This window comes from Nocardia brasiliensis (genome assembly GCF_011801125.1).
Lineage (GTDB): Bacteria > Actinomycetota > Actinomycetes > Mycobacteriales > Mycobacteriaceae > Nocardia > Nocardia brasiliensis_C.
Genome location: NZ_CP046171.1, coordinates 1571029 through 1584796, shown reverse-complemented (window position 1 = coordinate 1584796; position 13768 = coordinate 1571029). Strand labels below are relative to the sequence as shown.

The 13768-nt window shown below is 67.9% G+C and carries 12 protein-coding genes; 9 read left to right on the top strand and 3 right to left on the bottom strand.

All coding sequences use genetic code 11. The features are described from left to right. Positions 1-101: 101 nt before the first annotated feature. The gene (locus F5X71_RS07180) at positions 102-1247 is read right to left on the bottom strand and encodes a hypothetical protein (protein WP_238815764.1); all 1146 of its coding nucleotides are present in this window, start codon (positions 1245-1247) and stop codon (positions 102-104) included. Positions 1248-1271: 24 nt separating this feature from the next. Further along, a complete protein-coding gene (locus tag F5X71_RS07175; RefSeq protein WP_167461227.1) occupies positions 1272-2858 on the bottom strand; it encodes a beta-N-acetylhexosaminidase in 1587 nt (528 codons plus the stop codon). Between the two features lie 429 nt (positions 2859-3287). Between F5X71_RS07175 and F5X71_RS07170 the strand changes: the two genes are divergently transcribed. The 4 genes from F5X71_RS07170 (at position 3288) to F5X71_RS07155 (ending at position 7373) form a co-directional block, all read left to right on the top strand. Beyond that, positions 3288-5054, top strand: a complete 1767-nt coding sequence (locus F5X71_RS07170) for a lytic transglycosylase domain-containing protein (protein ID WP_238815763.1) — start codon at positions 3288-3290, stop codon at positions 5052-5054. Positions 5055-5196: 142 nt separating this feature from the next. Further along, positions 5197-5595: a hypothetical protein gene (locus F5X71_RS07165; RefSeq protein WP_167461225.1), complete on the top strand. Its 399-nt coding sequence runs from the start codon at positions 5197-5199 to the stop codon at positions 5593-5595. A gap of 91 nt (positions 5596-5686) precedes the next feature. Next, positions 5687-6169, top strand: coding sequence for a cation:proton antiporter regulatory subunit (locus tag F5X71_RS07160; protein WP_167461224.1), 483 nt, complete (start codon positions 5687-5689; stop codon positions 6167-6169). 10 nt (positions 6170-6179) lie between these two features. After that, positions 6180-7373, top strand: a complete 1194-nt coding sequence (locus F5X71_RS07155) for a cation:proton antiporter (protein WP_194250770.1) — start codon at positions 6180-6182, stop codon at positions 7371-7373. A gap of 21 nt (positions 7374-7394) precedes the next feature. Here the strand turns inward: F5X71_RS07155 and F5X71_RS07150 are convergent, their stop codons facing one another. Further along, positions 7395-8354 carry an alpha/beta fold hydrolase gene (locus F5X71_RS07150; protein ID WP_238815762.1) on the bottom strand — a complete coding sequence of 320 codons (960 nt, stop codon included), beginning with the start codon at positions 8352-8354 and terminating at the stop codon, positions 7395-7397. An 80-nt stretch (positions 8355-8434) separates the two neighbouring features. Between F5X71_RS07150 and F5X71_RS07145 the strand changes: the two genes are divergently transcribed. The 5 genes from F5X71_RS07145 (at position 8435) to F5X71_RS07125 (ending at position 13761) form a co-directional block, all read left to right on the top strand. Further along, the gene (locus F5X71_RS07145) at positions 8435-9031 is read left to right on the top strand and encodes a TetR/AcrR family transcriptional regulator (RefSeq protein WP_203218269.1); all 597 of its coding nucleotides are present in this window, start codon (positions 8435-8437) and stop codon (positions 9029-9031) included. 38 nt (positions 9032-9069) lie between these two features. After that, complete coding sequence (locus tag F5X71_RS07140; protein WP_167461222.1) at positions 9070-11124, top strand: M3 family metallopeptidase; 2055 nt, start codon at positions 9070-9072, stop codon at positions 11122-11124. A 52-nt stretch (positions 11125-11176) separates the two neighbouring features. Next, complete coding sequence (locus F5X71_RS07135) at positions 11177-12052, top strand: GNAT family N-acetyltransferase (RefSeq protein ID WP_167461221.1); 876 nt, start codon at positions 11177-11179, stop codon at positions 12050-12052. A 70-nt stretch (positions 12053-12122) separates the two neighbouring features. Beyond that, positions 12123-13019 carry an alpha/beta fold hydrolase gene (locus F5X71_RS07130; protein ID WP_167461220.1) on the top strand — a complete coding sequence of 299 codons (897 nt, stop codon included), beginning with the start codon at positions 12123-12125 and terminating at the stop codon, positions 13017-13019. A gap of 112 nt (positions 13020-13131) precedes the next feature. After that, the gene (locus tag F5X71_RS07125) at positions 13132-13761 is read left to right on the top strand and encodes a serine protease (RefSeq protein WP_167461219.1); all 630 of its coding nucleotides are present in this window, start codon (positions 13132-13134) and stop codon (positions 13759-13761) included. The last annotated feature ends 7 nt before the right edge of the window (positions 13762-13768 follow it).

Genomic DNA, 13768 nt, shown 5'->3' with positions numbered 1-13768 from the left:
ACCGGTCAACCCCCGACCGGCAGCGGTCGCGCACAGGGCGATTCCCGGTGGCGGGCCAGCGCGGGCCCGGCCACCGGGAATCCATACGGGACGCTATGGGGTCAGTCTTGTACCTTCTTCATCTGGTCGTACTGCTCCTTGGTCATCTCGTCGGGGGAACGCTCGGGCAGCCTGCGCGACTCCGGGCCGATGGTGCCGATGTTGCCGCCGTCGAATACCACTGACGCCCAATTGTTCTGGGCTCGCAGAGTGGTGTAGCTCCCGTCGTTGTTGATGCTGCTGCGGACCGTGCCGGACGCGATGGAACCGTTGCAGTTCCAGTCGATCGGCTGGTCGGCCGCGCCGGTCCGCTTACGAGAACCGTTGGGGCAGAAGTAGACCGTGCGCCAGCCCGCGGACACCGGCCCCATCCCCTGGCGCTCGTTCAGCGCGGTTTCGTTCAGCGCGGGCGGATTCACGCTGGAGTAGCCGAAATACGAAGTGCCGTCGGTCTTCGGCACCCCGCCGAACTGGAAGCTGTAGTTCATCACGCTGAGGTAGTTCGGCTTGTAGTTGGTGTGGTCCACACCGCCGTGCTTGAGCCCCAGGTTGTGGCCCAGTTCGTGGATGAACGTGCCGACGTTCTCGTCGTCGCCCGGGGTCCAGTTGCATTTGGGGCCGAGGGCAACGACGAAGGTGTCGGCCGGGATGCCCAGCGAAATGCCACTGCTGCAACCGTTGTCGTAGGAATCAGCCCAGATCATGTAGTGAAAGATGCGCGAGCGGTTGGACGAGAAATTGGTTCGCTTGATGGCGGCGACCTGACTGTCCACCGGCGAGAGGTTGTTGTCGTAGGGCACCTGGTTGCCGCCGCCGAGGTTGTAGGCGGACCCTCTGGCGTTACCGGCGTCCAAGTGGATCTTGATGCCGTTGCGGCCGTCGGGGTTGCTCACCGGCGAGGTGGCGAACACCGCGACCACCCGATCGAGCGCAGCGGTGGTCGGCAGGCGACCGCTCATGTAATCCATCTCGACGAAGAGATCCTTGTGCTTCGGATCCGCGCCCATGGCAGGAAGATCCACATCTATCTTCCCGTCACCGTTGGCGTCGTACCCTTTGGTCTCCCACTCGTCGCTCAGCCCGTCACCGTCGGTATCCACCGCGGGTGCCTGCGGCTGCGGCTCGGCGATCGCGGTCGGGGCGGCGGCCGTGCCCAAGGCGGACAGTAGCGCGAAACAAGCGACGAGAGCTGTTCGGTAAGGCGACACTTCGAACTCCTTTCTGGTATCCGGCTATTTCCAGTCCACCTGCGGCGAGCGGTAGAAGTTGATGCCCTGCGCGGCCCAGATCGGGCCCTGCTTCGCCAGTCGCACGCGGTAGTTGTCCCAGTTGTGCGTCGCGGCCGGGGACCAGCCGATCTCGGCCGCACCCGCCAGGCGCGGGAACGCCATGAACTCGATGTCGGCACTGGTGCGCAGGGTCTCCGACCACAGCGGGGCCTCGATGCCGATGACCTGCTTTTCCGAGACGCCCTGCAGGAAGGTCGCCGGATCCCAGTTGTAGGCGTCCTTCACCTCGACATAACCGGCCCAGTGCAGGCCGAGCGGGGTGTTCGGGTTGTACTTCATGTCCAGGTACGACTTGTTCGCCGGCGACATCAGCACCTTGTTGCCCCTGGCCGCGGCCGCGGCGACATCGGCGTTGGTGTTGGCCGGATCCCAGTACTGCGCGATGGTCGAGGTCGGCGGGGTGGTGACGACGATGTTGTGCCAGCCGACGGCCTTCTTGTCGTAGGTGGCGAGCATCGGCGAGACCTTGTCGTAGAAGGCCTGGTAGTCCGCCGGTGACGTGGAGTGCGCCTCGTCGCCGCCGATGTGCAGGTACGGGCCGGGGGTCATGGCGGCGAGCTCGCGGATGACGTCCTCGACGAACTTGTAGGTGATCGGCTTGCCGATGCACAGCGAGCTGTAGCCGACCTCGATGTCGGTGCGCGGCGGCACCGGCTTTCCGTCACAGTTCAATTCGCCGTAGGAGGCCTGTGCCGCGTTGGTGTGGCCTGGCATGTCGACCTCGGGGATCACCATGATGTGGCGCGACGCGGCGTAGCGCACGATGTCGCGGTACTGCTCCTGGGTGTAGTAACCGCCCGGGTCACCGCCGACGGCGGTCTTGCCGCCGATCTCGGCGAGCTTGGGCCAGCTCTTGATCTCGATCCGCCACCCCTGATCGTCGGTCAGGTGCAGGTGCAGCGTGTTGATCTTGTACTGGGCGATCTGATCGATGTAGCGCTTGACCTGATCGGGGGTGAAGAAGTGACGGGCCACGTCGAGCATGGCCGCGCGGTGCGCGAACCGGGGGTAGTCGAGCACCTCACCACCGGAAACGATCCAATCCTGTTTCTGCACAGTGGTTTTGTTGATCGCGGTCGGGAAGAGCTGGCGCAGCGACTGCACGCCGCCGAACAACCCGGCGGTGGTGTTCGCGCGCAGCGTGACACCGCGCTTGGTCACCGAGAGCTGGTAGCCCTGGTCGCCGACGCGCGGACCGGCGTCGCCGAGCTGCAGGGTGATGCCGGGTTTGGCCAGATCGTGCCGCTCGACCACCGGCAGCCGAAAACCGGTGGCGGGCCGCAGCAGCGCGGCCAGATACTCCGCGACCGGCTTGGCCTGGTGTTCGGCGCGAACAACGCTGTCGGCGGTGAGCTCGAAATTCGCCTTGGTGTCCGGCTTGGCCTGAACGGGCACCGGCACGATGTCGGTCACGCCGCGCTCGGTGGCCGGCGGCTTGTCCGCCGCGGCGTTGGCGGTGAGTCCGGGTAGAACAAGTGCGATGAGCGCGACTATCGCGCCGAAAACGTAAGGATAAAAGAACTTCCGCATTGCGGACCTCCGAATGAACAGCAGGGTGCACTCAGCAGTATGGGTCAGCGCCCTGGTTCCGACTGGGGACCGAGGAACTGGGGATACCTGCCGGTCGGACCGTAATTCGCGGCGGCGGTAGCAACGCGGCGTCCTCCCCAGTGGGACTGGGGAATCCGATGCCGCGCATTTCGTGTCATGATTGCGCCGCTTGTTCGCCAACCGCACGACAGGAGTACCGCACCCACCGAGACATCCACTCGTACAACACTTCTCGATTACACCCGTCGACACCTTCGGGGTGAATTGTGGTGGTCAGCGAAATGCGGATGTCCCGGTGATATTCGCGTGCCTACTTTGCGTCGATGACGAACTTTCGGAAATCGCGGTGGTGCCGCGCAAGTCGCCGCCCGCATAGTTGACGTACGAGAGATTGGTGTGCCGATGCGAATGTCCGGTCCATTCACCGTGTCCGCGCTGGCAATAACCGGGTTGCTGATGACGGGATCGGCCGCGCACACCGCGCCGCCCGCCCACGCACCCGAGAACACGCTCGCGGCCACGACCTACCCCGACCCGACCTATCCGATCACCGATCAGTCGGTGAGCGTGGAACCCACCGGCACCGAACGGCTCGACGGCTCCTCGACGGAAACGCTTCCGTCCGAGGGGGATTCGATGATCAACGATCCCCTGCCGCTACAGGACATCGAGGTGCCACAGGACGGCACCCGCGGCATTCCGGAGCCGCTGCTTGCCGCCTACCGCAATGCCGAACTGTCCGCGGAATCGTCGATGCCCAAATGCGGCCTGCCGTGGTATCTGCTGGCAGGCATCGGCAAGGTGGAGTCCAACCACGCGGCCAACGGCCGGATCGACGAGAAGGGCACCACGAAGGGCACCATCTTCGGTCCCGCGCTGGACGGCACCCTGCCCGGCAACGAGATCATCAAGGCGAGCGACGGCAGTTTCGTGCGCGCCGTCGGGCCGATGCAGTTCCTGCCCGGCACCTGGGCGATCTACGCCGCCGACGGCGACGGCGACGGCAACACCGACCCGAACAACGTCTTCGACGCCACGCTGGCCGCGGGCAAGTATCTCTGCTCCGGCGGGCTCGATCTGCGCGATCCGGCGCAGGAGATGCGAGCGGTGCTGCGCTACAACAACTCCCGCGACTATGCGGCGCTGGTGCTGAGTTGGGCCAACGCCTACAAGACCGGCGGCGCGACGCCGGTGGAGATCTCGGCCGCCGTGCCGGACAGCATGCCCGACGGCAGCATGCCCGAGGGCACCGGATCGAGCATGGTGGTCGACGATCCGGCAGCGCTCGCCCCGCCCGCCGATCCGCCGGTCGATCTCCCCGCGGATCCGGCGGCGCCGGCGACCACCGAGACGCCCTCGACCACACCGACCACCACGGTGGTGCCCGAACCCACCGGCACCGCGACCCCCAACGGCACGCTGACGCTCCAAATCCATGTGCTGATCAATGTCCCCGGGCGCGGCCAGATCCCGTGCGGCATCTTCTGCACCCCGCCCGCGCCCGGCACGCCCGCGCCGAAACCCGGCCCGCTGCGCCTGCCCGGACCGCCGCCCTCGATGCCGTTCACCATCCCGGCGTTGCCGGACCATAAGCCGCCGACCACCACGGCGCCGGAACCGCCGAAGACCTCCGCGCCCGCCACGACCAGCAGTGCGGCGCCGCCGACGACGACCACCACCACCACCACACCCTCGACGACGCCGACCACGACACCGACCTCGACCGCGCCGACCGTCGAGCCGAGGTCGCAGCGAACACCGTCCACGGCACCGGGTTCCAGCCCCACGCGGCCTTCGCCGACCTCGACTTCAACCCCACCGCCGCCCGCCCCCGCGGTGGCGCCACCACCGGCCGCGGCGCCCTCGGCACAGCAATCCACACCCGCACCACAACAAACCACGCCCCAGCAATCCGCGCTCGCACCCGCACCACAGCAATCCGCACCACAGCGGTCCGCGCCGCAGCAATCCACACCCGCACCGCAGCAACCGCCGGCCGCCCAGTCACAGCCCTCCCGCCAGCCGCAACCCGCGCAACCCTCGGCGGCACCACCCGCCGGTAGGCAATCGCAGGCACCCGCGCCGACCACCGCCGCACCGAAACCACCCGCGGCCGAATCCACCCGTCCCCCAGCCAAACCGGCGCCGACCACCACGCCGCCGCCCACCCGATAAACGACCGCGCGCTCGCCGCGACCACGGGCAGAGCGCGTGCGGCCTCGATCGCGGCGGGCGACTACTCCGGGGTCCGCCCACGGGCTGGATATGATCTGCGCAGCGAACCCGACCGCGCTACCGAGATCGAGATCTGCCGCCGATGCCCGCACTTGCCCACCTGGCCGACGTGGTCGCCGCGCTGCACTTCGATCTCGCCGAGTGGATGAGCTCGAACGCGCCGCCCAAGGTGTTCGACCGGTTCGCCAACGCGCTGGACGACAAGTTCTCCGCGGTGACCACGGTCGGCCAGGTGATCGACCGGGACACCCTGCTCGCCGGAGTGTGGTCGGCGAAGAACAGTCAGCCGGGCCTACGGATCGAGGTCAGCGACCTCGAGGAGCTTGCGCACAGCGGAAAGCTCGTCACCGTCCGCTTCGTCGCGGAGAACTGCCTGGCCGAGGTGCGCACCCGACGGTTGGTCACCGCGATCTTGCTCGTCGCCGACCACGGCTACCTCTGGCGCTCGGTGCACGAGACGGCGGTGGCGAAGACCGAGTGAAGCCGCGCGGGCGGCCCGGCCCCCACCATCGCGTTTGGTACCAAAGGTAAAGAAAAGGTAAGGTACCAGTCAGAACGGGATGGGGTTTGCAGTGAACATAGAAGTGACATCGCTGCCGGGAATCGGTGTGCGAAAAGACTTTCCGCTGACGAAATCGGGCCGCCGGATCGGCATCGTCGAACATCGGGACGGCACCGTCGAGTTGATCTATACCAAGATCGGCGACCCCGATACCACCATCCAGATACCGGTGACGGCCAGGGAGGCCGGCGTACTCGCCAACCTGCTCGGCGCCCCGCAACTGGTGTCGCAGCTGCGCGAAGAACACCGCGGCATGACCGGGGTGCAGACCAGGACGCTGCCGATCGTCGGCGGCTCGCCGTATGCCGGGCGGACCCTCGGTGAGACCGAGATACGCACCCGGACAAGAGCTTCCATCGTCGCGGTGATGCGCGCCGGGCAGATGCAGCCCTCGCCGGGGCCGGACTTCACGTTCGCCGCGGGCGATCTGCTGATCGTCGTCGGCACGGACGAGGGTCTGGATGCCGCCGCCGACATCTTGACCGACGGGTGAGCCGATGGTGATCGAAGGAACCGCACTGGCGTTGATCCAGTTGGGTGCCGTGTTCTTCGGGCTCGGCGTGCTCGGCCGCATCGCGGCCAGGATCGGTCTCTCGCCGATTCCGCTGTACCTGATCGGCGGCCTGGTGTTCGGCACCGGCGGCCTGATCGAACTCCACCAGGTGGACGAGTTCATCCACCTCGCCAGCGAGATCGGCGTCGTGCTGCTGTTGCTTCTGCTAGGGCTGGAGTACACCGCCGCCGAGTTGGTGACCGGGATGCGAAGATCCTGGCCTGCCGGATTGCTCGATATCGCGCTGAACGCCACCCCGGGCGTCATCGTCGCGCTCAGCCTCGGGCTCGGCGTCACCGGCGCGATCGCGATGGCCGGTGTCACCTATATCTCGTCCTCGGGCATCGTCGCGAAGGTCTTGAACGACCTCGGCCGCCTCGGCAACCGCGAGACGCCGGTGATCCTGTCGATCCTGGTGTTCGAGGATCTGGCGATGGCCGCGTATCTGCCGGTGCTCACCGCGGTGCTGGCCGGCGTCGGCCTGCTGGCAGGGCTGAAGACCCTCGGTATCGCGCTGATCGCGGTCACCGTCGTGCTCGTCATCGCACTGCGCTACGGAAAATACGTCTCCGCCGTCGTCGCCAGTGACGACCGTGAGGTGTTCCTGCTCAAGTTACTCGGCGCCGCACTGCTGGTGGCAGGCATCGCCTCGGCGGTGCAGGTGTCCGCGGCGGTCGGCGCCTTCCTGCTCGGCATCGCGATCTCCGATTCCACCGCGCACAGCGCGACCAAGATTCTCGAACCGCTGCGTGACCTGTTCGCGGCGATGTTCTTCGTGCTCTTCGGGCTGTCCACCGACCCGGCGAGCATTCCGCCGGTGCTGGGCTGGGCCGTGCTGCTCGCGGTGGTGACGACGGCGACGAAGATCGCGACGGGTTGGTGGGCCGCCAAACGGGCGGGCGCCACCACGCTCGGCCGCGCCCGCGCGGGTACCGCGCTGGTCGCCCGCGGCGAATTCTCCATCGTCATCGCAGGCCTCGCGGTGGCCGCGGGCGCGCTACCCGCCGAGTTCGCGGCCCTGGCCACGACCTACGTGCTGTTGATGGCGATCGTCGGGCCGATCGGCGCGCGCATCGTCGAGCCGGTCGTGCGACGGTTCGTGCTCCGGCAACCGAAACCGCAACCCGACCTCGTCACCGATTAGGGATACCGCGCACCGGTGGGGTCACCGGTGCGCGTCGAGGAACGCGGCGGTGTCGGCGGCGATCTCGTTCGGATACTCGCCATTGATCGCGTGGCTGGCCTGGTCGTAGACGCGCACCGTCGCGTCGCGCAGCGTGGCCTCGGCCTGCCTGGCCGCCGCGGCGGCATCGTGGATGACCGACCGGCCCGCCAGGATGACCAGGAACGGCATAGGCAGACTGCGCAATCGGTCGTCGTCGAACTGCTTGGGCGCGGGCAGTTTCAGGGCGTAGTGCTGCATGCCCGACTCGATCAGGTCGGCCACCGCGAGATCGTCGACCGGCGCGCCGCCCGCGGTCCAGCTGGCGAAGTCGTCGCGCCAGCTCTTCGGGAACCAGCGCACGGACGCGGGGATCGACCGCAGGATCGTCTTGATCGGCATGGGCGCGAAGGTCATGGCGGGATCGAGCGCGATCACTCCGGCGATCTTCTCCGGCTGGTGGATCGCGAGGTTCGTCGCGGTCCACCCGCCGATCGAGACACCGAACAGGTACACCTTCGGCTCGGGGAGGCGCGCGAGCGCCTGATGCAGCCAGCGCGCCTGATCACGATCGCTGTCGATCGGTCGATCCTGGATGCTCGCGCCGGGCTCCCCGAGCAGGTCGACGGTGTAGACCGTGCGCAGCTTCCGCAGCGAGGGCAGGTTGGTGCCCCAGATCGGCGAGGACGAGGAGCGTCCCGGCAGCAGCACGAGCGGCGGCTCGGCCGGGTTCGCGCCGTCGAAACGATACATCCGGACCACGCCGTAATCGGTGCGCACGTCCAAGGTCGCGTCCGGGGTCGGCAGGTCCCGCATCGCCCGCTCGTACGCGGCGAAGAACCGGTCCCGCCCGTCGGCGGAGGTGAAGTGGCCGACCGGCGAGGTATCGCGCAGGGCGAGCCAGGCAAGCAAGCCGAGCGAGACCGTCGCACCGGCGAACATCAGAAACCTTTTACGTCGCATGGCTATCAAAATAGGACATCAATGTCCCATTAACAAGACCTTATGTCTCAACCTGCCGGTCAGGATGCTACTGTTCCGCCATGGTCAGGAGCGGGACGGCAGGTGCGAGATCGACGCCGACGAGCGGCCCGCGGACCAGGACACGAACCGCGATCATGCACGCGGCGCTGCGGGTCTGGGCGCGCGATTTCAGCGCCGCGCTCGGCGATATCGCCGAGCGCGCCGAGGTCAGCCGCAGCACGCTGCACCGCTACTTCCCGGAACGGCAGGATCTCGTCGACGCGGTCCTGCTCGACTCGTTGCAGACCATCGACACGATCGCCCGCGCCGCGAACGACGGCACCCGCTCGCCCCTGGATCACCTCATCTACCTGCTGCGCTCGTTCGTCGAGGTGGCCGACAGCGTGGTGTTCCTGTTCACCGATCCCGGCCGTTTCGCGAACAACCCACACTGGGCCGACACGAACGACGCGTCTCTGCGTGCCCTCATCGCCGCGGCCCAGGCCGACGGTTCGCTCGATCCCGACCTGCCCACCGAGTGGATCGACGGCATCTTCAACGCCCATCTCTACGTCGCCGCCACCACCGCCCAACAGGCGGATGTGCCCAAGCATGTGATCGCCGACAACGCCATCCGCACCTTTCTCGGCGGTGTCGCACCCAGGCCCGACGCCTGAGTCCGGCCGGATGCCGTGCGACGGCATAGAGTTTCCCCATGACGAGCAACCCGTTCTTCGAGCGCAGCACGCTGCCCTACCAGTTGCCTCCGTTCGCCCTGATCCGCGAGGAGCACTACCTCCCCGCGTTCGAACGCGGCATGGCCGAGCAACTCTCGGAGATCGCGGCCGTCACCGCCCTCGACACAGTGCCGACATTCGCCGATACCGTTGTGGCACTGGAGCGTTCCGGAAGTCTGCTGACCCGGGTAGCCAACGTCTTCTTCAACATCGCCTCCGCCGATTCCACCCCGGGCACCGACGCGATCGAGGCCAAGATCTCGCCCCGCCTCGCCGCGCACCGCGACGCCATCTATCTCGACGCCGCGCTCTTCGCCCGGATCGAATCGCTGGTCGCGCGCGCGGGCGAGCTCGACCTGACCGACGAGGAATCGCGGTTGCTGACCGAGTACCACACCAGGTTCGTCCGGGCCGGTGCTCGGCTCGGCCCCACCGAGCAGGCTCGACTGCGCGAGCTGAATGCCGAGCTGGCCACCGCCGCAACCGAATTCGGGCAGAACATTCTCGCGTCGACCAATGCCGCCGCGCTGATACTCGCGCGCCACGAGGAGTTGGCCGGGCTCGGCCCCGCCGCCGTGACCGCCGCGGCCGAGCACGCCCGCACGCTCGGCCACGACGGCGCGTGGGCACTGCGCTTGCAGAACGTCTCCAACCAACCCGTGCTCGCCGAACTGGCGGACCGTGACGTGCGGCGCCGCGTGCTCGCGGCGTCGCTGGGTCGAGGATTCGGCACGGACGAGCCCAATCACACCCTCGCCGTGCGCATCGCCGCCTTGCGCGCCGAGCGCGCCGCATTGCTCGGCTACCCGGACCACGCCGCCTACGCGGTGGCCGATCAGACCGCGAAAACCGTTGCCGCGGTGGAAGAGATGCTCGGCAAACTGGTGCCGCCCGCGGTCGCCAACGCCGAGCGGGAGGCCGCAGAGCTGACGGCGGCGATGCGTGCGGCCGACGACACCGCACCGGATGCCGAACTCCAGCCCTGGGATTGGCAGTTCTGGTCGGAGAGGGTCAAGGCCGAACAGTTCTCCGTCGACAGCGAGGCGCTGCGCCCCTACCTCGAACTGGACCGGGTGCTGCGCGACGGCGTCTTCTTCGCCGCCGAAAAGGCCTACGGCATAACCCTCGTCGAGCGCGACGAGCTCGTCGGCTATCACCCGGAGGTGCGCGTCTTCGAGGTGTTCGACGCCGACGGAACTCCGCTCGGGCTTTTCCTCGGCGACTTCTTCGCCCGGCCGTCCAAGCGCGGCGGTGCCTGGATGAACGAGCTGGTGAGCCAATCCCGGCTGCTCGGACAACGTCCGGTGGTGGTCAACAACCTCAATATCGCGAAACCGCCAAGCGGCGAACCAGCCCTGCTGAGCTGGGACAACGTCAGGACGCTTTTCCACGAGTTCGGGCACGCCTTGCACGGGCTGTTCTCCGATGTGCGGTTCCCATCGTTCGCGGGCACCGAGGTGCCACGGGATTTCGTGGAGTTCCCGTCCCAGGTCAACGAGATGTGGATGGCCAGGCCGGAAATCCTGGCGAACTACGCGCGCCACGTCGAGACCGGTGCGCCGATGCCCGCCGCGCTGGTGGAGCGGATGGCGGCGGCCGAGCGATTCGGCACCGGCTTTCGCACCGTCGAGTATCTCGGTGCGGCACTGCTGGATTGGGCATGGCACCGGGTGCCGAACGCCGACGCGCTGACCGGCACCGACGCCGAGACCTTCGAGGCGGAGGCCTTGCGGAAGGCGGGCCTGGCCATGGCGACGATCCCACCGCGGTACCGCACAGCGTATTTCGCCCACATCTTCTCCGGCGGCTACGCCGCGGGCTACTACTCCTACATCTGGAGCGAGGTGCTGGACGCCGACACCGTCGACTGGTTCACCGATGGCGCGGCGACCGTCCGGGACAAGGGCGAGACGTTCCGGCGCGAATTGCTCGCGCGCGGCGGCGCGGTCGATCCCATGGCGGCCTTCGAGGCGTTCCGTGGTCGCGCACCCGAGATCGAGCCGCTGCTGCGCAGGCGGGGGCTCACCGGCTGAGCGCCCCGAAAATCGCTGTCCCCGCGTCCTTCCGATCGGTAGCGTAACCGGCATGGACGCCGTCGAGGTCAGGCTCATGCGCACCGGGGACGTGCCGGGGGCCGAACTAGCGTCCGGCATCGGATTTCTCGAGGTGGACCGGAACTATCGCCGGATCAACGAGCCCGAACCCGAGCCACGAACCGAGGCCGCGGCGAAGAAATGGTCCGATCGCCTGCACTACTTTCTGGCGACGGACCCGGCGGGTTGCTGGGTCGCGACACGCGACGACGAGGTCGTCGGGCTGGCCGTCGCGCAGAATCGGGAACAGCTCTGGTTCCTGGCGTCCTACGTGGTACTGCCGAGTGCGCAGGGCACGGGCATCGGCAAACGCCTCATGGACGCGGTCCTCGCGCACGCGGGCGCGCGCCCCGCAATGATCTCGTCGTCCATGCACCCAGGCGCGACCCGCCGCTACCGGCTGGCCGGATTCTCGATGCACCCCCAGATGCGCATGGTCGGCACGGTCGAGCGATCGGCGCTGCCCGCGGTGACCGGTCTGGCCGAGGGCACCGCCGCCGACTTCGACTGGATGGACCGGCTCGACCGGCAGGTGCGCGGCGTGGGTCACGGCACCGACCACGGCTATCTGCTGGGCGAGGACAACCGGCTCGTCGTCTCGCGCGCCGAACCCGGTTACGTCTACCTCGACCAGCAGGGCAATACGAAACTGCTGGCCGCGACGAACCAGGACGTCGCGCGAAAGCTGTTGTGGGAGGCGCTCGCCACGGCGCCGGGCGCGATCGTGGTCAATTCCATCACCGCGGCCAACCAGTGGGCGATCGACGCGGGACTCACGGCGCGCCTGGATCTCCACCAGGAGGGCTACCTGGCGCTACGGGGCATGACCGAGCCGAGCCCCTATCTCATCAGCGGCGCGTTCCTCTGAGCGATCGCGGCACATCTCGGTGCCGGAGTGGCCCCGCGATGGGCGGATAGGCCGTAATGTCGCATTTGTGATGCCGAATCTGGTCCACATATGGCGCGAAGGCGGGCAACAGGTACGTACCCGAGCAGGCTCGGTGTTCGTTCGATCCGCACCCGGTGACGGGCCGACCGTCCTTCTGCTCCATGGCTATCCGTCCAGCTCGTTCGACTTCCGCGGGGTGGTGGACCGACTCGGCGGCCGCGGCTGGCTCGCCATGGACTTCCTAGGCTTCGGCCTCTCGGACAAGCCTCGGCCACATCGCTACAGCCTGTTCGAGCAAGCCGACATCGTGACGGACGTGCTCGCCACCCTCGACCCGGGCCCGGTCGTGCTGCTCGCGCACGACATGGGTACCTCGGTCGCCACCGAATTGATCGCCAGGGACATCGAAGGAAAGCTCCCCTTCACGTTGCAGCGGGCGGTGCTCGGCAACGGCAGCGTGATCCTGGAAAAGGCGACGCTGCGGCCGATTCAGAAGATCCTGCGCGGCAGGCTGGGACCGATCGCGGCACGCCTGGCGAATCGGGCGATGTTCACCCGCGAACTCGGCGCGGTGTTCACCAAGGCGCACCCCCTGACCGAACGCGAGGCCGCGGCGCAGTGGGAACTGCTCTCGCACGCCGACGGTCACCGGATCACCCACCTGCTCACCGCCTACCTCGACGAACGGGTGACCCACGCCGAACGCTGGCACGGCGCGGTCCGCGACTGGAACAAAGCGATCGGCCTGCTATGGGGCACCGCGGATCCGGTGGCCACGGTCGAGGTACTGGCCGGCCTGCGCGCGTTGCGGCCCGCCGCGCCGGTGATCGAATTGCCCGGCCTCGGCCACTATCCGCAGCTCGAAGATCCCGAAGCCTATGCCGCGGGCGCACGGCGGCTGCTCGGCATCGACATCAGCCGCGAGCACCCGATCATCCGCCCCTGAACTCCGCAGGCGAATTCTATTGGGCATACTCTGTTTGGAATCGGTCGACCCGGGAATGCCGCGAACACCCGGTGATCCGGCACCGCAAGACCGACCAAGAGTAGTCCAGCTCGTGACCCGAACCGCCCTCGCGCTCGCCGCCGCGGCCGTACTCGGCGGCCTCCCCGCCGTCACCGCGCAGGCAGCACCCGCCGATTCCGCTGTTGCCCAGGACGACTCGGCCGACAGTGCCGGTCCGACGATCGGCGGCGGCTCCGGCATCGTCGTCGACGGCCGCGCGGCGTGCACATTGACCACGATCGGCTACGACAACGCCGACCGCCTCGTCGGGCTCACCGCCGGGCATTGCGGGAAGCCGGGTGCCACCGTGGTCGCCGACGCCGCGCCCGGCTTCGGCGTGATCGGCCGCTTCGCCCACTCCGACCCGGCGCTGGACTACGCGGTGATCGAATTCGATCCGCGCCGGGTCAACCCGGTGAACCGCGTCGGCGGCACCACCGGCACCAGCTGCGGCGTCACCTGGGGCGACCTGCGCGCCACCAGCACCGAGATGTGGACCCAAATGTGTGTCATGCGCGGCGATTCCGGCGCCCCCGTGGTCCACGGCAGCACCCTCGTCGGCATGGTCAACGCCTACCTGGCCGTAGGCTGCTTCGGTCCCGAGGTAGGCACCACCCTCACCGCTATCACCACCGATCTCGACGCGCGCGACGACATCGGCGCCGGCTACCGGCCCGTGTAATTCGAGG